This window comes from Halomonas sp. NyZ770 (genome assembly GCF_020616575.1).
Classification (GTDB): Bacteria; Pseudomonadota; Gammaproteobacteria; order Pseudomonadales; family Halomonadaceae; genus Vreelandella; species Vreelandella hamiltonii.
In genome coordinates this window covers 1,649,828-1,669,071 of sequence record NZ_CP085143.1, presented here as the reverse complement: position 1 = coordinate 1,669,071, position 19,244 = coordinate 1,649,828, and the positions used below count along the sequence as shown (strand labels likewise).

The following is a 19,244-nucleotide window of genomic DNA, read 5'->3' as shown; positions in this document are numbered from 1 at the left end:
CATGGCACTGCCTACGGCTATCAAGCTGTTTGAAATGGCCCCTCGCGACGGGCTGCAGAACGAACCGGGCACCCTGGTGCCCACTGCCACCAAAATCGCGCTGATCGAGCGCCTGGCAGCGGCCGGCCTGCGGCATATCGAAGCCGCCAGCTTCGTTTCTCCCAAGTGGGTACCGCAGATGGGCGATGCCGCCGAGGTGATGCGCGGCCTCAAACGCCAGCCCGGCGTGGTGTATTCTGCCCTCACGCCGAACCTGAAGGGGCTGGAAGGCGCTCTGGACGTGGGCGTCGAAGAGGTCGCCGTGTTTGGCGCCGCCTCGGAAGCGTTCTCGCAGAAGAACATCAACTGCTCGATCACCGAGTCGCTGGCACGCTTTGAGCCAGTGCTCGCACGGGCCAACGAGGCAGGCGTGCGAGTGCGTGGCTACGTCTCCTGCGTGCTGGGGTGCCCCTACGAAGGGGACATCGCCCCGCAGAAAGTCGCCGAGGTGGCGAAAGCGCTCTACGACATGGGCTGTTACGAGATTTCCCTCGGGGACACCATCGGTACCGGCACGCCGCTGGCCGCCAAACGCATGATCGAGGCCACCGCCCAACACGTGCCCATCGAACGGCTGGCCGCGCACTTCCATGACACTTACGGCATGGCCATCGCCAACCTGTACGCCGTGCTGGAAGAGGGCGTCGGCGTCATCGACGCCGCCACGGCAGGCCTCGGTGGCTGCCCCTATGCCAAGGGCGCTTCCGGCAACGTGGCCATGGAAGACGTGCTGTACCTGCTGCAAGGACTCGGCATCGAGACCGGCATCGACCTGCAAGCGGTGATCGACACCGGCGACTGGATCACGCGGCAGTTGGGCCGCCAGCCCAGCGCCAAAGTGGCGCTGGCCAGAGGGTGTGCACAGCGCACTCCCGGCTAGTACGGCCCGGCCCTAATAATTAAAAACGCTTCACTTCCCGTTCAGACAACAAAAAGATTTCGGAGAGACTCACCATGGCATCATCTGCACCGCTTTCCAGCGCCCTGCCCAGCTACACCAGCAGCACCGCCGACAAACCCTTGCTGGGCATGACCATTGGCGACAAATTCGACCAGATTGCCGCCCAATACCCGGACAACGACGCGTTGATCGCACTGCACCAGAACATTCACTGGAGCTACCGAGAACTGCAGCGGGAGGTGAATCGCTGCGCTCGGGCCCTGCTTGCCATGGGGGTCAAGAAAGGCGATCGGGTCGGCATCTGGGCTCCCAACTGCAGCGAGTGGACGCTGAGCCAGTTTGCCACCGCCAAGATCGGTGCCATTCTGGTCAACATCAACCCCTCTTACCGGACCCACGAGCTGGAGTACGCGCTCAACCAATCCGGTGCACGCTTTTTGATCACCGCCCACCAGTTCAAGAGCTCCAACTACACCGCCATGCTGTACGAGCTGGCCCCCGAGCTGAACCACTGCGCCGAAGGGGCGCTGAACGCCCATAAGCTGCCGCAGCTGCAATGCATCATCAACCTCAGCGACGAAAAGCACAGCGGCATGTGGCGCTGGGCCGACTTCATTGGCCAGGCCGACACCGTCAGCCAGACCGAAGTGGACGACCTGCAGGCCACCCTGCAGTTCGACGACCCGATCAACATTCAATACACCTCCGGCACCACGGGGTTTCCCAAGGGGGCCACGCTCTCCCACCACAACATTCTCAACAACGGCTTTTTCGTGGCAGAGAGCATGGGCTTTACTAGCGCCGACCGGCTGGTGATCCCCGTGCCGCTCTACCACTGCTTCGGCATGGTCATGGGCAATCTGGGCTGCATGACCCATGGGGCCGCCATGATCTACCCGGACGAAGGCTTCGACCCCGGTAAAGTCCTGAAAGCCGTCCATGAGCAGAAAGCCACCGCCCTCTACGGTGTACCCACCATGTTCATTGCCGAGCTCGAACACCCCGACTTTGCGTCGACCGACTTTTCCTCGCTGCGTACCGGGATCATGGCTGGCTCCATCTGCCCTGCCGAAATCATGAAGCAGGTCATCGACAAGATGAACATGAAGGGCGTGCAGATTGCCTACGGCATGACCGAGACCAGCCCGGTGTCGACACAGACCGGCGCCAACGACACCATCGACAAGCGCGTTTCCACCGTGGGCCGCACACAACCCCACCTGGAAAGCAAGATCGTCGACCCCGGCAATGGCGGCATTCTGCCCCGTGGTGAAATCGGCGAGCTGTGCACCCGTGGATATAGCGTGATGCTCAAGTACTGGAACAACGACAAAGCCACCGCCGAAGCCATCGACGAGGCAGGCTGGATGCACACCGGCGACCTGGCCACCATGGATGACCAGGGCTACATCCAGATCGTGGGGCGTATCAAGGACATGGTGATTCGCGGCGGTGAAAACGTCTACCCGAAAGAGATCGAAGAGTTTCTGTACGCCCACCCGGCCATTTCCGAAGTCCAGGTCACCGGCGTGCCCGACAAGAAGTATGGCGAAGAGCTGATCGCCTGGGTGAAGCTCAACGCCACCGCGGGCGAGATCACCGGTGAAGACCTGCGCGAATACTGCAAGGGCAAGATCACCCACTTCAAGATCCCACGCTACTTCAAGTTCGTGGATGCGTTCCCCATGACCGTCACCGGCAAGATCCAGAAATTCAAGATGCGCGAAATCTCGATAGAAGAGCTGGGCCTGGACGAGCAGAAGTAGCCGCCATGGCAAAGCCCCTGGCGCATCATTACGATCAGGGGCTGCGCGACCAGGAGATCCTCCAGCAGTTGCGCAGCCATTATCCTGAGGGTCCGACGCTGCACCAGCTCGCGCCACTGGACCAACTGCATATCGGTGGGCTGGCCGCCTCGGCCAGGCTGTTGGCCCTGATCGAGCCGCAAAGCGAGGTGCTGGACATCGGTGCCGGGCTGGGCGGGCTGATGCGCCAGGGCGCGGCGATGGGTCTGCACATGACCGGGCTGGATATCACCCACCGCTTCAGCGCGCTCAACCGGGCCATCAGCCAACTCACCCCCACTCCCATGGGCGGCAAATTGCGCTGGGTGACGGGAAATGCCAGCGCTCTGCCGTTTACCGACGCGAGCTTCGATGCGGTGGTGTTTCAGCACAGCCTGATGAACATGCCTGACCCGGAAAGCGTACTGGCCCAGTGCCGCCGAGTGCTGCGCCCCGGCGGGCAGCTGGTGATGCACGAAGTGGTGGGCGGCCCGAACCAGGCGGCGCTGCGCTACCCCGTGCCCTGGGCGGAAGGGCCCGAACATTCGCACCTGCTCAGCCTGGAAGCACTGACTACCCTGCTGCAACGGCAAGGCTTCACCTTGCAACACCACGAGGATTGGAGCCAGACCGCCCTGGCCTGGCGCCAGCGTCAACGCCAAAAGGAGCAGACCGCCCAGCCTGCGGTCGTCTCGCCCCAGTGGGTATTTGGCGAGCGCTTCCTGACCATGGGCAAGCACCTGCTGGAAAATCTCGCTCAACAGGCAATTAACGTGGTGGAAATCAGCGCCCGTTGCTAACCTGTAACGGTTGGCTCGATAAATGGCGACAATCACGCATAACGACAAGGTCACGATCAAGGACAAGAGGAACGCCAATGAACCGCCTGGCAAGCACCCTGTTCCTGACGCTGGTGAGCGCCGCGCCCTTCGCCACTGCCCTGGCAAATGACGATACGGCACTGCTTGCCTATGCGGCCCCCGACGGTGAGTGGATTCGGCTGGATAACGGCGTGGTGCTGGAAGGCAGCGACCTGAGCAGCCTGGACACCAACACCACCGGCTTTCGGCTGACCGCGGGCTTCAGCCCCGAACGGCTGCCCCGGCTGGATATCGGTGCCGAGATCGCCTATCGCGAAAGTGAAGAAGTCCCCATTACTTCCCAGGTGAACCCGCTACTCATGGACACCCTGAGCCTGGGTGGCGCCCTAGTGGCAGGCGTGCGCATGGGCGCCGTCAGCATTTATGCCAAGTCCGGCTTCACCGAGTGGCGTGGTGAAGCGTACCAGCCCCAGGCCGATGATGGCGGCACGGCGCTACTGCAAGGCTTCGGCGCCACCATGACCATCAACCGGTTGATCAGCCGTTTCGAGTACGAGCGTATCGATGCACCCACGCTCAGCCACCTCAATATGCTCAGCGCTTCGCTACACCTGCCGTTTTAATCCCAGTTTTCGATGCTGCCAGCCGAGATGTCTCTTGACCCGGCGTTTATCCGTGTTAATGTACTAGCGTACTAGTACATTAACACGGATTACATCGACCGCTGGTGACTCACTCATGACCCTCTCTCCGTCACATTATCAGACTGAGCTGGTACGCCATCTGGTGGCCATCGAGACCCCCGAGGCCATGGACGCTGCGCTGGCCAGCCTGCTGACACCAGCGGAGTACCAGGAAATCAGCAAGCGCCTGCAGATTTTCAAGCTGCTCAACGAAGGGGTGCCCCACCGCAAGATTGCCGACACCCTCGGGGTCGGTATTGCCACGGTATCCAGGGGCTCTCGCGCACTGAACCAGTCATCTTCATCACGGAACGACCCTTTATGAGCACTCACACTCAGGCCAACACCACTGGCCCAACGCCGTTTACACTGCCCCGTAAACCGCACTACGTGACGTTGGCGGCAGACTGCGACTTCTTCGCCCTGTTTCAAAAAATCGAGCGCCGCTTCGACACCTGCTACATGCTGGAGTCGCTGGGCGAAGATAGCCATATGGCGCGCCACTCGATCATTGGCTTCGACCCCGAATATACGCTGTACGCCAATGGCGACACGCTGACCATTGAAAACCGCGACGGTCAGGCCGAGCAGTACACCAGCGAGAACCCCTACGAGCTGCTGCGCAGCCTGATTCCGCAGAACATCATTTCCCGCAAGTACGCCGGCGGCCTCAGCGGCTATCTGGGCTACGACGCCATGCAGTACTTCGAGCCTTCGCTGACGCTGAAAGCCAGCGACGACTTCGATACCTTCCGCTTCGGGCTTTACAAGGATGGCTTGATCCTCGACAAGATGACCGGGGAAGTCACCTACTTTTACTACGACAACAGCCGCTATGATTTTCTGCAGACACTGATCGAAGCAGCAGACGAGCCTGCCGGGGCACTCAGCATTACCGCGCTGGGCGACACCATGAGCAAGGCCCAGCATGCCGAAGCCGTGGCCAAAGTGAAGCAGGACATCATCGACGGCAAGGTGTTCCAGTGTGAAGTGGGATTCAAGAAGCGCTTTCGCATCCAGGGCGATACCCTGGCGCTCTATGACCAGCTGCGCACCATCAACCCGTCACCACAGATGTATTACGTCAAATTCGGTGATCAGAAGCTGATCGGCGCCAGCCCCGAGCTGCTGTTTCGCCTGCGCCAGGGCGAAATGGAAACCTTCCCGCTGGCGGGCACCACGCTCCGTGGCCAGACCCCCCAGGAAGACACGCAGCTGGCCCGCGCACTGCTCAACGACCCGAAAGAGATCGCCGAGCACAACATGATCGTGGACCTGCACCGCAACGACATCGGCCGCGTGGCCCAGTTTGGAACGGTGAAGGTACGCAGCCTGATGGACATCAAGCGGTTCAGCCACGTACAGCACATCTCCAGCGAGATCGTCGGCATCATCGCCGAAGGCGAAGACATGTTCTCCGCCCTGGCCAGCAACTTCCCTGCCGGAACGCTGACCGGCGCTCCCAAGATCGAGGCCATGAAGATCATCGACGATCTGGAAACCGACGGTCGTGGCCCCTATGGCGGCGCAGTGGGTCAGTTTTCCTTCAATGGCGACTGCACCTTCGCCATTCCGATTCGTACGGTGTTCGTCAACGGTGAACGCGCCTACGTGCAAACCTGCGGCGGCAACGTCTACGACAGCAATGCCGAGGATGAGTACGAGGAGATTCGTCGCAAGTTTGCCGGTACCCGCAAGGCGCTAGCCCCCTTTATGAGCACGGAAACGGAGAGCCCCGCATGAAGGTGCTGATCATCGACAACTACGACTCGTTCACCTACAACCTCTACCAGTTCATCGGTGAAATTCTCACCACCGAAAAGAACCGCGGGGAGCTGCCGCATTTCGAGATCGTGGTGAAGCGGAACAACCAGATCGACTTCAGGGCCATCGAGGCCATGGCCCCGGACCGCATCATCATTTCGCCGGGGCCGGGCTCGCCGGACGACCCGCGCTACTTCGGGGTGTGTGCCGAGGTCATCGAAAAACTCGGCAAGACGACGCCACTGCTGGGAGTGTGCCTGGGCATGCAGGGAATCGTGCATGTCTTTGGTGGCAAGGTGGTCAAGGCACCGCTGCCCATGCATGGCAAGATCAGTCCCATTCACCACGATGACCGCTCGGTGTTCCAGGGCGTCCCCGACCAATTGGAAGTGATGCGCTACCACTCCTTGATTGCCGACGCCACCACCCTGCCCGAGTGCCTGGAAGTGACCGCCACGGTCGGCGCGCTGACCGCCGAGCATTTTGCCGAGCGCAGCGCCTGGCAGGCCGCAGGCGAGTTCGAGCTGATGGGCGTGAAGCACCGCGACTACCCCATCCACGGCATTCAGTTTCACCCGGAGTCGTTTGCCACCGAAGGCGGCAAGGAACTGATCGCCAACTTCCTGTTCAACTCGGCCAAGGTTGCGTAAGCGCCAGAACAGCCGCCAGACAGGCCAGGTTGAGCGCCACCGTGACCCAGAATACTCGCCGAAAAGCGGTTTTCTGGGTCTTGTGGCGCAGCTGCTGCTGAGCGCACCACGCGCCTGGCCAACCCCCCAGCAGCGCCAGCCAGTGCAGCGTTTTTTCGCTCACCCGCTGGCGCTTCTTGATCGCCGCCCGCTTGTCCCATGCATAGGTGGCATAGGTCACGACGCTGGCCGCTGCATAGAGCACCAGCCCGAAAAGCATCCATGAATTCATGATGGGTCCTGGCTGACTATTTGCGCCGGGAAGACGGCTTACCGGCGGCTGTTCTGCCCCCACCAGGACGACCACCCTTGATGGCACTCTTGCCCGCGCCCGGCTTGCCACCGGGTTTACTGCCGGGCCTGCCCTTGCCTTTGGCAGCCGGTTTTCCCGTTGGCTTTGCTTTGGCGCCTGGCTTACCCGGCGCGACTACTCTCCCCTTGGAGTCCTGACGGCTCTTGCCACCCGAACGGGCACCTGGTGAGGCCTTTTTCGCTGCCGGTGGTTTACCTTTCGCGCCATGTCTGTTGCCGCTGTAGTCAGGCCTGTCGCTTTTTTTCTTCTCCGGTGCGGCTTGCGAGGTTTCGGTCAGGGCAATGATGGTCTCGATCTCACGGGGCGTCAGATCGCGCCAGTCGCCCAGCGCCAGGCCTTTCAGGGAGACGTTCATGATGCGTGTACGCACCAGTTGCGTCACTTCGTAACCGAAGTATTCGCACATACGGCGAATTTGACGATTCAGCCCCTGCACCAGCGTAATATTGAAGACGAAAGTAGACTCCTTGACCACGCGACACTTTTTGGTCACCTGGCCAAGAATGGGCACCCCGCCCTGCATACCGGCAATGAACTCATCGGTGATCGGTTTATCCACCGTCACCACGTACTCTTTCTCGTGATGATTGTTGGCGCGCAGAATCTTGTTGACCAGATCGCCATTGTTGGTGAGAAAGATCAGGCCCTGGGAGTCCTTGTCCAGCCGTCCGATGGGAAAGATACGCGTGCCGTGCTTGACGAACTCGACGATGTTGTCCTTCTCGGCAGACTCCGTGGTGCTGACGATGCCCACCGGCTTGTTCAGCGCGATCAGTACCAGGTCTTCTTCTTCCTGCGGTTCGATCTCCTGGCCGTTCACCTTGACCCGATCACCCGCCACCACCTGATCCCCCGTGGTGGCCCGGCGACCGTTGATATAGACATTGCCCTGCTCCACGAAGCGGTCGGCTTCGCGGCGGGAGCACAGGCCGCTTTCACTGATGTACTTGTTGATACGGGTAGAGGTTCTTAACGGCATAAAGCGCTACGTCATCCCATTGGGTTAAAAAGAGGAGCCCGGCTGCTGGAGGAAGGCGACTTCTTCCGGCGCGGCGAGGGCAGGCGCTAAGGTTTGAAACCAGAAGACCATCACGGCCTGAGCATCTGCGTGCATGGTGCACCTCCCCTGGAGTGCGTCGATAAAAGCTCAACGAAAACAGCAGCCCAACATAAACAAAAGCGCCGCCACCCGAGGAGTGACGGCGCTGGCCCACGGTGCGACTAGCCGGTATTGCGCAGCCCGGCAGCGATGCCTGCCATGGTGACCATCAGCGCCCGTGAGAGATCGGCGCTGATGGCGCCGTCAGCATCCCGGTTACGCTGCAGCAGCTCGGCTTGCAGGCCGTGGAGCGGGTCGATGTAAGGGTTGCGAACATCGATGGCCTGACGGATCAGCGGCGTATTCTCCAGCAGCCGCTCCTGCTGAAGAATGTCCAGCACCACCAGCTCCAGCCGCGCAAAGCGTTCTCGCAGCTGCTTGCCCAACGCCTTCAGCGCAGGCTCGTCGACCAGGCGATGCTCGTAATAAGCCGCAATGGCCACATCGGCCTTGGCCAGCAACATCTCCAGCATGTCCAGATAGGTGCCAAAGAATGGCCACTGCGTACGCATCTCCTGCAGCACTTCCAGGCCGCCCGGCTCCTCAAGGCGTCGGGCAAAGGCCTCACCACTGCCCAGCCAGGCGGGCAGCATCAGGCGAATCTGCGTCCAGGCAAAGATCCAGGGAATCGCCCGCAGCGTTTCCACGCCGCCATCCTGGCGACGCTTGGCGGGACGCGAACCCAAGGGCAGCCTGCCCAGCGCGCCCTCGGGCGTCACCGCGCGGAAATAGGGGACGAAATCCGGGTCTTCACGCACCACGCCCACGTAAGCCGCGTGGGCAACCTTGGCCAGCTGGTCCATCTCTTCGCGCCAGTGCGGTTGTGGTGCAGGCGGCGGGAGCAGCGTGGCTTCCAGCACCGCGCAGGCGTAGATCTCCATGGAGCGCAGCGCAATGTCCGGCTGGCCGAACTTGAAGCGAATCATCTCTCCCTGCTCGGTCACCCGCAGGCTGCCGTTCACCGACCCCGGCGGCTGAGAGAGAATCGCCGCATGGGCCGGACCGCCACCACGGCCTACCGTACCGCCTCGGCCATGGAACAGCGTCAAATCCACGCCGTGCTTCTCGCACACGTTGACCAGCGCTTCCTGGGCGCGGTACTGCGCCCAGGCCGCCGCCAGTTGCCCGGCATCCTTGGCAGAGTCGGAGTAACCGATCATGACTTCCTGACGGTCCTGAGTGAGCGCTCGGTAACCCGGCAGCGACAGCAGCTGATCGATGACAGCACCGGCGTGGTCCAGGTCGTTGAGCGTCTCGAACAGCGGCGCGATGGGCAGCGTCACTTGGCCGCCCACCTCTTTCATGAGCAGCGCCACGGTCAGTACATCGGAAGGCTCGCCTGCCATGGAGATGATATAGGTGCCCAGCGCTTCGGCATGCTCCTGGGCAATCACCTTGAACGTATCCAGCACTTCCCGTGATTCGGCGGAACACTCCCAGCGGCGCGGGATCAATGGACGGCGCGAGGCCAGCTCGGAAAGCAGGAACTCCTGACGCTGGGGCTCGCTCCACTCCTGATAATGACCAAGGCCCAGGGCACTGGTGAGTTCTTCCATGACCTGGGCATGGCGGCCCGCTTCCTGGCGCAGATCCAGCTTGGTCAGGGTAACGCCGAACACGGCGACCCGTCGCAGCGTATCCAGCAGCGCGCCGTTGGCGATGGTGTCCAGACCCACATCGCACAGCGAGCGATAGCAGGCCAGCAGCGGCGCATACAGCTGGTCGCGGGTTTCGATGATGGGCCCGCCATCGTAGTTGCGCCCCTCCAGCTGTGCCTTGGCCCAGTCACGGGTAGCTTCCATCTTCGTCAACAGACGCTTGAGCAGCTCCCGGTAAGGCTCGGCGACATCGCCCACTTCGGCCTTCAAGGCGCTGTTGGCCTTCCACATGGAAAGCTCGGTCTTCAACTGCTCCAGATCGCGCAGATAGAGGTCTGCCGCCATCCAGCGCCCCAGCAGCAGGACTTCCTGGGTCACCTTCGCCGTGACATTGGGGTTGCCGTCGCGATCGCCACCCATCCACGAGGCGTAGCGAATGGGCGCCGCATCCAGCGGCAGGCGCTCGCCTGCCGTTTCCAGCAACAGGCTATCCAGGTCGCGGTGAAAATCGGGCACCGCCTGCCACAGGGAGTTCTCGATGACCGCAAAGCCCCACTTGGCCTCATCCACCGGGGTGGGACGTTCGTGACGAATCTCGTCGGTGTGCCAGGCCTGGCTGATCAGCTCTTCCAGCCGCCCCTGAGCGCGGGCGCCACGCTCAGGGTAATCCTCGGAGCTTTCAATGGCGGTCAGGCACTCGTCGATGGCGTCATACTTCTGAATCAGGGTGCGGCGAATGACCTCGGTGGGGTGGGCAGTGAGCACAAGCTCCACGCGCATGTTGGCCAGGGTTTCGACCAGCTTGCGGGGGGAGTTGCCCGCCTGCTGGGCGCGACTGAGCAGTTCGCCCAGCACCGGCTGGGTGCCTGGCTTGTAATCCTCCACGCGACGAAACCGAGCGCGGTAATGCTGCTCGGCGATGTTGGCGAGGTTCAGGAACTGGTTGAAGGCACGGGTGACCGGCAGCAGGTCGCGCTCGGGAAGCTGGCGCAGATACTCGATCAACTGCCGCTGTTGAAGGGTGTCGCCCTGGCGACCCCGCTTGGCATGGGCACGAATGGTTTCAATCTTGTCGACGAACGACTGGCCCAGATCATCGGCGATGGTACGCCCAAGACTGTCACCCAGAATACGGACATTATCGCGCAGCGACTCGTGTAGATCATGGCTCATTGGCGGGGCCTCCTTGCGGGGTCGCGTTGATATGGTGAGATATTAGCGTTGTTCTTGGGCTTTCGCGGCTTGCCAGTGGTGTTCCATTTCTTCCAGGGTCGCCTGACCCAACGGTCGCTCGGCCCTGGCAAGTGCGCCTTCGACATGGCGAAAGCGGCGCTCGAATTTGCTGTTGGTCTGGCGCAGGCACTGCTCAGGGTCGGCCCCCAGGGTACGCGCCAGGTTGGTGACCGCAAACAGCAGGTCACCCACTTCTTCCTGCGCATGCTGGCGGTCGCCAGCGGCCAGCGCCTCTTCGACCTCGGCCAGCTCTTCACGAATCTTGTCCAGCACGCCGCGGGCATCGGGCCAGTCGAAACCCACTCGGGCGGCACGCTTGGAGAGTTTGGTCGCCCTGCTCAGCGCAGGCAGGTTACGCGGTACATCGTCGAGCACCGATACCTCTTCTACGCTGCGCTGCGCGCGCTCTTCGGCCTTGAGCGCTTCCCAGCGGCTGTTGACCTGCTGGGTTTTGACGGCGTCTGCGCTCATGCCAGGCGGGCGGCGAGACGCCAGCGTCCCCTCTGGAAACACATGCGGATGGCGACGCAACATCTTTTCCGTCAACGTATGGACGATATCGTGGAAATCGAAGCGCTGCTCCTCGACGGCGAACTGGGCGTAATAGACCACTTGAAACAGCAGGTCCCCCAGCTCTCCGGGCAGCTCATCGAAAGCACGCCGCTCGATGGCATCGGCAACTTCGTAGGCTTCTTCCAGGGTATGCGGCACGATGGTGTCCCAGTGCTGCTTGACGTCCCACGGGCAGCCCTGCTGCGGGTCACGCAGCACGGCCATCAGCGTCAACAGGTCTTCCAGGCGGTAGCGCATCAGGCCCCTCCTTTGCGGGCACTTTTTTCGGGGTCGGCGTTACGCAGGCGGCGAACCTCGGTCACGTTGGGCAACTGCTGAATACGCGAGAACAGCCGTCCCAGGGACTCCAGGCCATCCACCTCCAGGGTGATGCGCAGGCGGGCAATGCCCTCGTCGGTATCGGTCAGCGTGTTGACCGCCAGTACATTGACCTTTTCATTGCCCAGCAGGCCCGTGACATCGCGCAGCAAACCCGAACGGTCCCAGGCCTGAATCTCGATGGTCACCGGGTAGCGGGTATGGGCGCGCTCGCCCCACTCCACTTCGATAATGCGCTGAGGCTCCTCCATGCGCAATTGGAGAATATTGGTGCAATCCTGACGGTGCACGGTGACCCCACGCCCTTGCGTGATGAAGCCGACAATCGGCTCGCCGGGCACCGGTCGGCAGCAGTTGGCCATGCTGGTCTTCAAGTTGCCCACGCCCAGCACGGTAATGTCGCTTTTGGTGGCCTTGCTGGGCTGGCGGCGAGGCTTGGCCAGCAGTCGGTCCAACTGCTCCTGGTCATCAGTCTCGCCAAACAGCTGCTGCGCCTGATGCAGTACCTGGCCTATCCGCAGGTCACCGGCGCCCAACGCGGCGTACATGTCGTCAGCGTTCTGGTAATTGACCGCCTTGGCCAGTTTTGGCAGGTCGAGCCCTTCCACATCCAGACGACGCATTTCACGCTCGAAGAGCGTGCGCCCTTCGTCCAGGTTCTGGTCCCGGGCCTGATGCTTGAACCATGCCTGGATCTTGGCCCGCGCCCGTGAGGTGCGTACGTAGCCCAGGCTGGGGTTGAGCCAGTCGCGGCTGGGGCCACCCTTGGTCGCGGTGAGAATCTCGATCTGCTGGCCAGTCTTGAGCTTGTAGGTCAGGGGCACGATACGCCCATTGACCTTGGCACCTCGGCAGCGATGGCCTATTTCGGTGTGTACCCGGTAGGCAAAGTCGATGGGAGTAGCGATACGCGGCAGGTCGATCACGTGGCCGTCAGGGGTGAAAACATAGATTCGGTCCGGCGCCACGTCGCTGGAGAGCCCCTCGCGCAGGTCTCCAAAGCCGCCCACTTCGTCCTGCCACTCCAGCACCTGCCGCAGCCAGGCGATCTTTTCTTCGTAGCTGCGACTCTTGGCATTGGTATCGTGGCCCTTGTAGCGCCAGTGGGCACACACCCCAAGCTCGGCCTCGTCGTGCATACCGAAGGTGCGGATCTGAATTTCCAGCACCTTGTTTTCCGGCCCCATGACCGCCGTGTGCAGCGACTGATAACCGTTTTTCTTGGGGTTGGCGATGTAGTCGTCGAACTCGTTGGGCACGTGGTGCCAGCGGGAGTGGACGATACCCAGCACGGTGTAGCAGTCGGTGACTTCGGGTACCAGAATGCGCACGGCGCGCACGTCGTGGACCTGGGAAAAATCGATCCGCTTGCGCTTCATCTTGCGCCAGATGGAGTAGATATGCTTTGCCCGGCCACTGACATCGTAACGATGGATATGCTGGGCTTCCATGAGGGTCTTGAGGGTTTCGACCACATCGTGAATATAGCGGTCGCGGTCCAGGCGCTTCTCTGCCAGCAACTTGGCAATCGCCTTGTACTCGTCCTCATGCAGGTAGCGGAACGAGAGGTCTTCCAGCTCCCACTTGATCTGGCCAATGCCCAGGCGGTGGGCCAGCGGCGCGTAGATATCGGCCACTTCCCTGGCCACCTGAAGGCATTTTTCCCGGGGGGCGTCCTTGACCTGACGCAGCGCGCAGGTGCGTTCGGCAATCTTGATCAACGCGACTCGTACATCTCCCACCATATTGACCAGCATTTTGCGCAGGTTTTCCTGCTGGTTATGCTGGCTCATGCCATGGTTGGGCGCCAAGGGGTAGCTGATGGCGGCCATCTGCAGTACGCCATCGATCAGCTTCGCCACTTCATCGCCAAAGCGCTTGGTCACCGCGTCGAGGCTCAGCAACCCTTCGCGCACGGCGCGATACAACACGGCAGCTTCCAGCGTGGCTTGATCGAGCTTGAGATCCGCCAGAATATCGGCCATTTCCAGCCCCATGCGAAAACTGGAACCTGGCGACAGCCACACACGATGGGTGCGGGGAGCTTCTCGCTCCAACTGGTCGGCCAGCTCGCAGGCCTGAAGCAGGCGCTCGGGCTCACGCAGGCGCACATCTTCCTGAAGGCGCGTTAACCATTGTTGTATGTCCACCTTTCCGCTTTCTGTCAGCGGCTGGTCTTCACGCACTTTCACCATGACAATGACTCATCCTTTTGGGTGGCGGCTTGCTGCAAATGGCACGCTAGCCCGTATATTCAAACAGCATCAGCGTTTCCATGTGCGCCGTATGTACGAACATGTCGGCCACGACAACGTGCTTGATAGCATACCCTGCATGCACAAGATGTGCCGCATCGCGAGCCAGGGTTGCCGGGTCGCAGGAAACATACGCGATCTTGGCAATGCGATGGCGGCCCAGCGCCTGACACACCGCCTCGGCACCGCTACGCGGCGGATCCAGCACCAGCGCATCCACGGGGTGCTGCCGCAGCACCTTGGCCACGGCCTCGGCATTGCTGAGATCCGCTTGTTCCGCGCTGACCGCCAGGACTGCATCGGCATCGCGGGCGTTATGGGCATTGTCGCGCAGCCGTTCGACCATGCCTTGGCTCCCTTCGACCGCATGAACGCGGGCGCCTGCAGCGGCCAACGGCAGGCTGAAATTGCCGATACCGGCAAACAGATCCAGCAGCACCATGCCGGGCTTGGGCGCCAACCAGCCTACCACTTGTGCCACCATCTGCTGGTTCACCTCGGCATTGACCTGCAAAAAATCTCCCGGCGCAAAGTCAAGCGACAGGGTGGATGGCAGTGTGCTGGCGTCGATGCCCAGCGCCTGCATGTCAACGCGCTCTCTCAGCAAAGGTGGCGCACCATACCAGTGCAGCTGGGGCGTTTCGCGCCCCAGCCAGGCACCGACATGTACCTGGTGCTGCTCAGCGAAACGCTGCCAGCGCAGCTCATCGTCAGGCTGTACCTTCAACTGACGCACCAGCACGACCGTCGCATCCGGGGTCGCCAGCAGTTCGAGGTGGCCGACCAAGCGCGGGGCTTCCAGGCTCTCCAACAGCGCTCGCAGAGGGGCAATGAGCGCCTGCAAGGCAGGCACCAGCACTGGACAGGTGTCGATATCTACCAGCCGATGCGTGCTGGCGGCGCGAAACCCCAGGTGCACCTTGCCCTGGCTATCCACCTTGACACCCAGCCTCGCCCGACGGCGATACGCCGTGGTCTGCCCGTGGAGCAAGCCGATGGCATCATGGGCCAGGCCCTGCCGTGCCAGCAGCTCAGCGACCACCTCCCGTTTGTGGTGGCGCTGGGTGTCGAGCGCCATGTGCTGCAAATCGCACCCTCCGCACTGGCCAAAGTGGGCACAGGGCGGCGTCACGCGCAGGGGCGAGGGAGTCAGCAGAGTTTTGACATGCGCCTCATCGAAGCGTTTGCGGGTCACATGGACCGCGACCTCCACTTTCTCGCCGGGCAGCACCCGGTCGATGAACACGGTCTTCCCGGCAGCGTTGTGGGCCACCCCTCGGCCATCATGGGCCAGCCGCTCGACGACCAGCGGCGCACCGGAGAGCTCGCCAGTCTGCTCTTTTGCGGCTCGCCCACTTGGCGTGCGTGTCAGGCCCGAATGGCCCGAGGCGGGGCGTGGAGGCCGCCGCTTACCCAACATGGCCATTCATACCTCCGGGGCGAACAAGCCCGTGGAGAGATAGCGATCACCACGGTCACAGACGATGAACACGATGACCGCGTTTTCGGTTTGTTCGGCGATGCGCAGCGCACCTGCCAGGCTGCCGCCGGATGAAACCCCTGCCAAAATACCCTCTTCCCGGGCCAGGCGACGCATGTGCTCTTCGGCTTCCTGCTGGGCGATGTCCAGCGTGACATCGACTCTCGGCGCTTCGAAGATGGCGGGCAGGTACTCCTGGGGCCAGCGGCGAATGCCGGGAATACTGGCGCCATCGGCCGGCTGCAGCCCGACGATCTGCACGGCCGGGTTCTGCTCCTTGAGATACCGTGACACGCCCATGATGGTGCCCGTAGTACCCATGGAGCTGACGAAGTGTGTGATCTCACCGTCGGTTTGCCGCCATACCTCCGGGCCGGTGGTGCGATAATGCGCCAGCGGGTTGTCCGGGTTGGCAAACTGGTTGAGCGGCTTGCCCTCGCCTCGGGCAATCATGGCGTCGGCGATATCGCGTGCCTCTTCCATGCCTCCCTCCTTGCTCGCCGAGATGAGCCTGGCGCCGTAGGCCGCCATGGCTTGCTTGCGCTCGGCGGAAGCATTTTCAGGCATGACCAGCACCATCTTGTAACCCTTGATGGCGGCCGCCATGGCCAGCGCAATGCCGGTATTGCCCGAGGTCGCCTCGATCAGCGTATCACCGGGACGAATGTCACCACGGGCTTCTGCTTCGCTGAGCATCGACAGCGCTGGGCGGTCCTTGACCGAGCCTGCCGGGTTGTTGCCCTCCAGCTTGGCCAGCAGCGTATTGTTGCGGCCTGCCGTGATTCTTTTCAGACGTACCAGCGGTGTGTTGCCGACCACATCTTCAAGCGTGGGATAATTCATCACACATTCCTTATCGTAACCGTTATGCTGCATTATATCGGTGCTGCCCATGCCTGGACAGGCAACCTTCTGGATTCGATGAGCTTCTTTCATGTCTTTAAACACGCGCCTGCTGTTTGCCCTGCTGGGTTTTCCACTGTTGGTGTATGCCATGATGGCGTTTCTGTTCGTCTTTCACGCCGACGCCACAGGCCGTGCGGTACTCGAGGAAAGGCTGGTCGGTACTGGCGAGCTGTTGGCTCCCAGCCTGGGCGAGGCCATGGCCGATGGCGACTCGCAACGCCTGGAGAGCCTCGCGGGAAAACTGCTCGAACAGCGCCACCTACGAGCCGTCACCCTCTTCGATGAACAAGGCAATCGCCTGCTGGTGATGGGTACCTCGCTGCCACCCCCGGCTCGACTGCACGCCCCGGAAACGACGACCATCGCCATGGAAGACGATCTGTGGCGCGTTCAGGTACCGCTGACCAGCGAGTCACTGAGCGGTCGTGGGCGCACGAACAATGGCTGGCTGGAAGCCGAGATGGATATCCGCACGCTGGTGCTGGAGCGCTACAAGCTGATTGCCAGCCTCAGCCTGGGCGGCATGCTGCTGGGCCTGTTGCTGTTTCTGATCGCCTTTGCCATCAGCCGCTATGTTACCCGCCCCATCGAAGAAGCCAGCCAGGCACTTTACCGACTGTCGAGAGGCGATGACCGCCTGCAGATTACTCCTACCAACCCCATCGAGCTGCACCAACTGGCCCAGCATATCAATCGGCTGGCGGAGTATTTCCAGCACGCCCGGCGCAACATGCAGAGCCAGATCGAGCAAGCCACCAGTGAACTCCAGGAATCCATGGAGACCATCGAAGAGCAGAACATCAAGCTTGATCTAGCACACCGCAGCGCGCTGAGAGCCAACGCCGTGAAGTCTGAATTTCTGGCCAACATGAGCCATGAGATACGTACACCGCTCAATGGCATTATCGGTTTCTGTCGGCTGCTGGGCCGCTCGTCGCTCGACAGCCGCCAAAAGGAGTGGCTGGACCATGTGCGCCGGGCCTGTGACAACCTGCTGATGCTGGTCAACGACGTGCTGGATTTCTCAAAACTGGAAGCAGACCGCCTGACACTGGAAGAAGTGGACGTGGATATCGTGGCGCTGGTCGATGAAGTGATTGGCCTGCATGCCCCAGAAGCGCAGCGCAAGCAGCTCAACCTGGTCGCCATGGTGTATGACGACGTGCCGACCCCGCTATGCGGTGACCCGCTACGCATCCATCAGGTGCTGAACAACCTGCTTGGCAATGCCCTCAAATTCACCAATGAGGGCGATGTGATCGTGCGCGTCATGCTGGACAACCAGGAGGGTCAGCACGTCGTCCTGCACATCAGCGTCAGTGATACCGGTATTGGATTGAGCGACGAACACCAGCAGCAGCTGTTCAGCGCCTTCTCTCAGGCAGAGCCCAGCCACTCCCGACAGTTTGGAGGTAGCGGTCTGGGCCTGTCGATCTGCCGCCAACTGATTCAACGCATGGGCGGCGAGATTGGTGTCGAAAGCGAGTTGGGCAGAGGGTCGACTTTTTCGTTTACGCTCCCCCTGCTCGCCCATCAGGCAGACGAACGCCCTCCAGAACTGGTGCTGGACAATCCGATCGTGCGCTTGCACGAACCTCACTTGCCCACTCGAAACGTGCTGGAACACTTGCTGGAACGCTGGGGCGCACGCCCAGTATCGTTCATCGATGCCGGCAATGAGGCACTGCTGATGGTCAGCCTCGAACACGATGATTTTGACGGCGAACGTAAGGGCTATTGGCAGAACATCATTGCCCAGACCCCCTGCCCAGTCATCATCCTGGCCAACACCACCAGCTTTGAACTGCCCCACTGGGACCTTCCCCATGGCGGTGACATGCTCTGCAAGCCCTTCACCCGCGCCCAACTGGTCACGATGGTACGACGCTTGCTGCAGCCCACGGTACTGCCAGCGGGTCAGGAGCCGAAACCCCTGGAGCTTGCCAACAAGCCTGCCTCAGGCGCCCCTTTGACGCTGCTGATCGTTGACGACAACACTGCCAACCGTGAGCTGCTCAAGGCCATGCTGGAGAGCAGCACGCTGCGCATCGTCTTGGCTGCCAGCGGCAGAGAGGCATTGGAGTTCGCGCGCCAGCATACCGCCGACATGGTACTGATGGATATTCGCATGCCCGACATGAACGGCATCGAAACCACCAAAGCGCTGCGTCGCGTCAACGGCAGCTGGGCACGCTGCCCCATCATCGCGGTCACCGCCCACGTACTGAATAACGAACGCCAGCAGTGGCTGAGTGAAGGGCTGGACGATGTGTTGATCAAGCCCATCAATGACGTACAGTTGCAGCAGCTCATGCAGCGGTTTCTGGGTATTACGCCTGACCCGGGGTATCAAGACATCACGCCAACTTCTACTGAAGCAGATACCCCACCGGCCACACCAGAGCCCTTGGCAGAACCCTTGGCAAAACCCTTGGCATTGCCCAGCGCCCTGCCTGCCGTGGATCTCACCCTGGGGACGCGCTTGGCAGGCGGCAAGACATCATTGGCCAAGCAGCAGTTGGTCAGGCTGATCGACAGCCTGGAAGAGCACGAACAACAAATGCGCGAGGCTTTCCAGGCAGACGACCTGAACGAACTGCTGGACTGGGTGCACGGGCTGAACGGGGCCAGCCGCTACTGCGGTGCACCAGAGCTGGCCCTGCTGGTGGAAACCCTGGAAACTCGGCTACGCACCAGCGGGCTACGCCATGTCGATACGCTGCTGGAGGAGCTTTACGCCGCCATGACGCGACTTGCCCAATACCGCGATGGCTTACTGGAGTAAACA

Annotated in this window: 15 protein-coding genes; 8 read left to right on the top strand and 7 right to left on the bottom strand. The window is 61.6% G+C overall.

Translation table 11 applies throughout. The features are described 5' to 3' along the window. The first annotated feature begins 1 nt into the window (after position 1). The 7 genes from LG409_RS07625 (at position 2) to LG409_RS07595 (ending at position 6,642) form a co-directional block, all read left to right on the top strand. A complete protein-coding gene (locus LG409_RS07625; RefSeq protein ID WP_227407952.1) occupies positions 2-919 on the top strand; it encodes a hydroxymethylglutaryl-CoA lyase in 918 nt (305 codons plus the stop codon). A 74-nt stretch (positions 920-993) separates the two neighbouring features. Then, a complete protein-coding gene (locus tag LG409_RS07620) occupies positions 994-2,706 on the top strand; it encodes an AMP-binding protein (protein WP_039177131.1) in 1,713 nt (570 codons plus the stop codon). A 5-nt stretch (positions 2,707-2,711) separates the two neighbouring features. Next, positions 2,712-3,524: a class I SAM-dependent methyltransferase gene (locus LG409_RS07615; RefSeq protein WP_096923126.1), complete on the top strand. Its 813-nt coding sequence runs from the start codon at positions 2,712-2,714 to the stop codon at positions 3,522-3,524. A gap of 77 nt (positions 3,525-3,601) precedes the next feature. After that, positions 3,602-4,168 (top strand): hypothetical protein, encoded by a 567-nt coding sequence (locus LG409_RS07610; protein WP_189462855.1) that lies wholly within the window; start codon positions 3,602-3,604, stop codon positions 4,166-4,168. Between the two features lie 115 nt (positions 4,169-4,283). Next, a complete protein-coding gene (locus LG409_RS07605) occupies positions 4,284-4,553 on the top strand; it encodes a Trp family transcriptional regulator (protein ID WP_039177138.1) in 270 nt (89 codons plus the stop codon). Next, positions 4,550-5,971 carry an anthranilate synthase component I family protein gene (locus LG409_RS07600; RefSeq protein ID WP_227407951.1) on the top strand — a complete coding sequence of 474 codons (1,422 nt, stop codon included), beginning with the start codon at positions 4,550-4,552 and terminating at the stop codon, positions 5,969-5,971. Before LG409_RS07605 ends, LG409_RS07600 begins: the two co-directional genes overlap by 4 nt. Further along, positions 5,968-6,642: an anthranilate synthase component II gene (locus LG409_RS07595; RefSeq protein WP_227407950.1), complete on the top strand. Its 675-nt coding sequence runs from the start codon at positions 5,968-5,970 to the stop codon at positions 6,640-6,642. Before LG409_RS07600 ends, LG409_RS07595 begins: the two co-directional genes overlap by 4 nt. Here LG409_RS07595 and LG409_RS07590 read toward each other — a convergent pair. The 7 genes from LG409_RS07590 to cysM all read right to left on the bottom strand — a co-directional run bounded on the left by LG409_RS07590 (position 6,620) and on the right by cysM (position 16,393). Then, on the bottom strand, positions 6,620-6,913 hold the full coding sequence (locus tag LG409_RS07590; protein ID WP_227407949.1) for a DUF1294 domain-containing protein: 294 nt from the start codon (positions 6,911-6,913) through the stop codon (positions 6,620-6,622). The genes LG409_RS07595 and LG409_RS07590 overlap by 23 nt on opposite strands. Before the next feature lie 16 nt (positions 6,914-6,929). Beyond that, on the bottom strand, positions 6,930-7,973 hold the full coding sequence (gene rluF / locus LG409_RS07585) for a 23S rRNA pseudouridine(2604) synthase RluF (protein ID WP_227407948.1): 1,044 nt from the start codon (positions 7,971-7,973) through the stop codon (positions 6,930-6,932). Between the two features lie 242 nt (positions 7,974-8,215). Continuing rightward, positions 8,216-10,864 (bottom strand): phosphoenolpyruvate carboxylase, encoded by a 2,649-nt coding sequence (gene ppc / locus LG409_RS07580; protein ID WP_081137151.1) that lies wholly within the window; start codon positions 10,862-10,864, stop codon positions 8,216-8,218. Between the two features lie 42 nt (positions 10,865-10,906). Continuing rightward, the gene (gene mazG, locus LG409_RS07575) at positions 10,907-11,734 is read right to left on the bottom strand and encodes a nucleoside triphosphate pyrophosphohydrolase (RefSeq protein WP_227407947.1); all 828 of its coding nucleotides are present in this window, start codon (positions 11,732-11,734) and stop codon (positions 10,907-10,909) included. Continuing rightward, on the bottom strand, positions 11,734-14,010 hold the full coding sequence (relA, locus tag LG409_RS07570; protein WP_039177160.1) for a GTP diphosphokinase: 2,277 nt from the start codon (positions 14,008-14,010) through the stop codon (positions 11,734-11,736). The genes mazG and relA overlap by 1 nt, the downstream gene beginning before the upstream one ends. 46 nt (positions 14,011-14,056) lie before the next feature. Further along, positions 14,057-15,496: a TRAM domain-containing protein gene (locus LG409_RS07565; protein WP_227407946.1), complete on the bottom strand. Its 1,440-nt coding sequence runs from the start codon at positions 15,494-15,496 to the stop codon at positions 14,057-14,059. After that, the gene (cysM, locus tag LG409_RS07560) at positions 15,497-16,393 is read right to left on the bottom strand and encodes a cysteine synthase CysM (RefSeq protein ID WP_039177164.1); all 897 of its coding nucleotides are present in this window, start codon (positions 16,391-16,393) and stop codon (positions 15,497-15,499) included. It abuts the gene before it with no gap. A 91-nt stretch (positions 16,394-16,484) separates the two neighbouring features. On the opposite strand from cysM, the gene LG409_RS07555 reads away from it, so the two are divergent. Beyond that, positions 16,485-19,241 (top strand): ATP-binding protein, encoded by a 2,757-nt coding sequence (locus LG409_RS07555; RefSeq protein ID WP_227407945.1) that lies wholly within the window; start codon positions 16,485-16,487, stop codon positions 19,239-19,241. Positions 19,242-19,244 lie beyond the last annotated feature (3 nt).

Coding starts and splice junctions, on each gene's coding strand:
- LG409_RS07625 (WP_227407952.1), top strand. CDS start 2: ATGGCACTGCCTACGGCTATCAAGCTGTTTGAAATGGCCCCTCGCGAC.
- LG409_RS07615 (WP_096923126.1), top strand. CDS start 2,712: ATGGCAAAGCCCCTGGCGCATCATTACGATCAGGGGCTGCGCGACCAG.
- rluF (WP_227407948.1), bottom strand. CDS start 7,973: ATGCCGTTAAGAACCTCTACCCGTATCAACAAGTACATCAGTGAAAGC.
- relA (WP_039177160.1), bottom strand. CDS start 14,010: ATGGTGAAAGTGCGTGAAGACCAGCCGCTGACAGAAAGCGGAAAGGTG.
- LG409_RS07595 (WP_227407950.1), top strand. CDS start 5,968: ATGAAGGTGCTGATCATCGACAACTACGACTCGTTCACCTACAACCTC.
- LG409_RS07620 (WP_039177131.1), top strand. CDS start 994: ATGGCATCATCTGCACCGCTTTCCAGCGCCCTGCCCAGCTACACCAGC.
- LG409_RS07605 (WP_039177138.1), top strand. CDS start 4,284: ATGACCCTCTCTCCGTCACATTATCAGACTGAGCTGGTACGCCATCTG.
- ppc (WP_081137151.1), bottom strand. CDS start 10,864: ATGAGCCATGATCTACACGAGTCGCTGCGCGATAATGTCCGTATTCTG.
- mazG (WP_227407947.1), bottom strand. CDS start 11,734: ATGCGCTACCGCCTGGAAGACCTGTTGACGCTGATGGCCGTGCTGCGT.
- LG409_RS07590 (WP_227407949.1), bottom strand. CDS start 6,913: ATGAATTCATGGATGCTTTTCGGGCTGGTGCTCTATGCAGCGGCCAGC.
- LG409_RS07555 (WP_227407945.1), top strand. CDS start 16,485: ATGTCTTTAAACACGCGCCTGCTGTTTGCCCTGCTGGGTTTTCCACTG.
- LG409_RS07600 (WP_227407951.1), top strand. CDS start 4,550: ATGAGCACTCACACTCAGGCCAACACCACTGGCCCAACGCCGTTTACA.
- LG409_RS07610 (WP_189462855.1), top strand. CDS start 3,602: ATGAACCGCCTGGCAAGCACCCTGTTCCTGACGCTGGTGAGCGCCGCG.
- cysM (WP_039177164.1), bottom strand. CDS start 16,393: ATGAATTATCCCACGCTTGAAGATGTGGTCGGCAACACACCGCTGGTA.
- LG409_RS07565 (WP_227407946.1), bottom strand. CDS start 15,496: ATGGCCATGTTGGGTAAGCGGCGGCCTCCACGCCCCGCCTCGGGCCAT.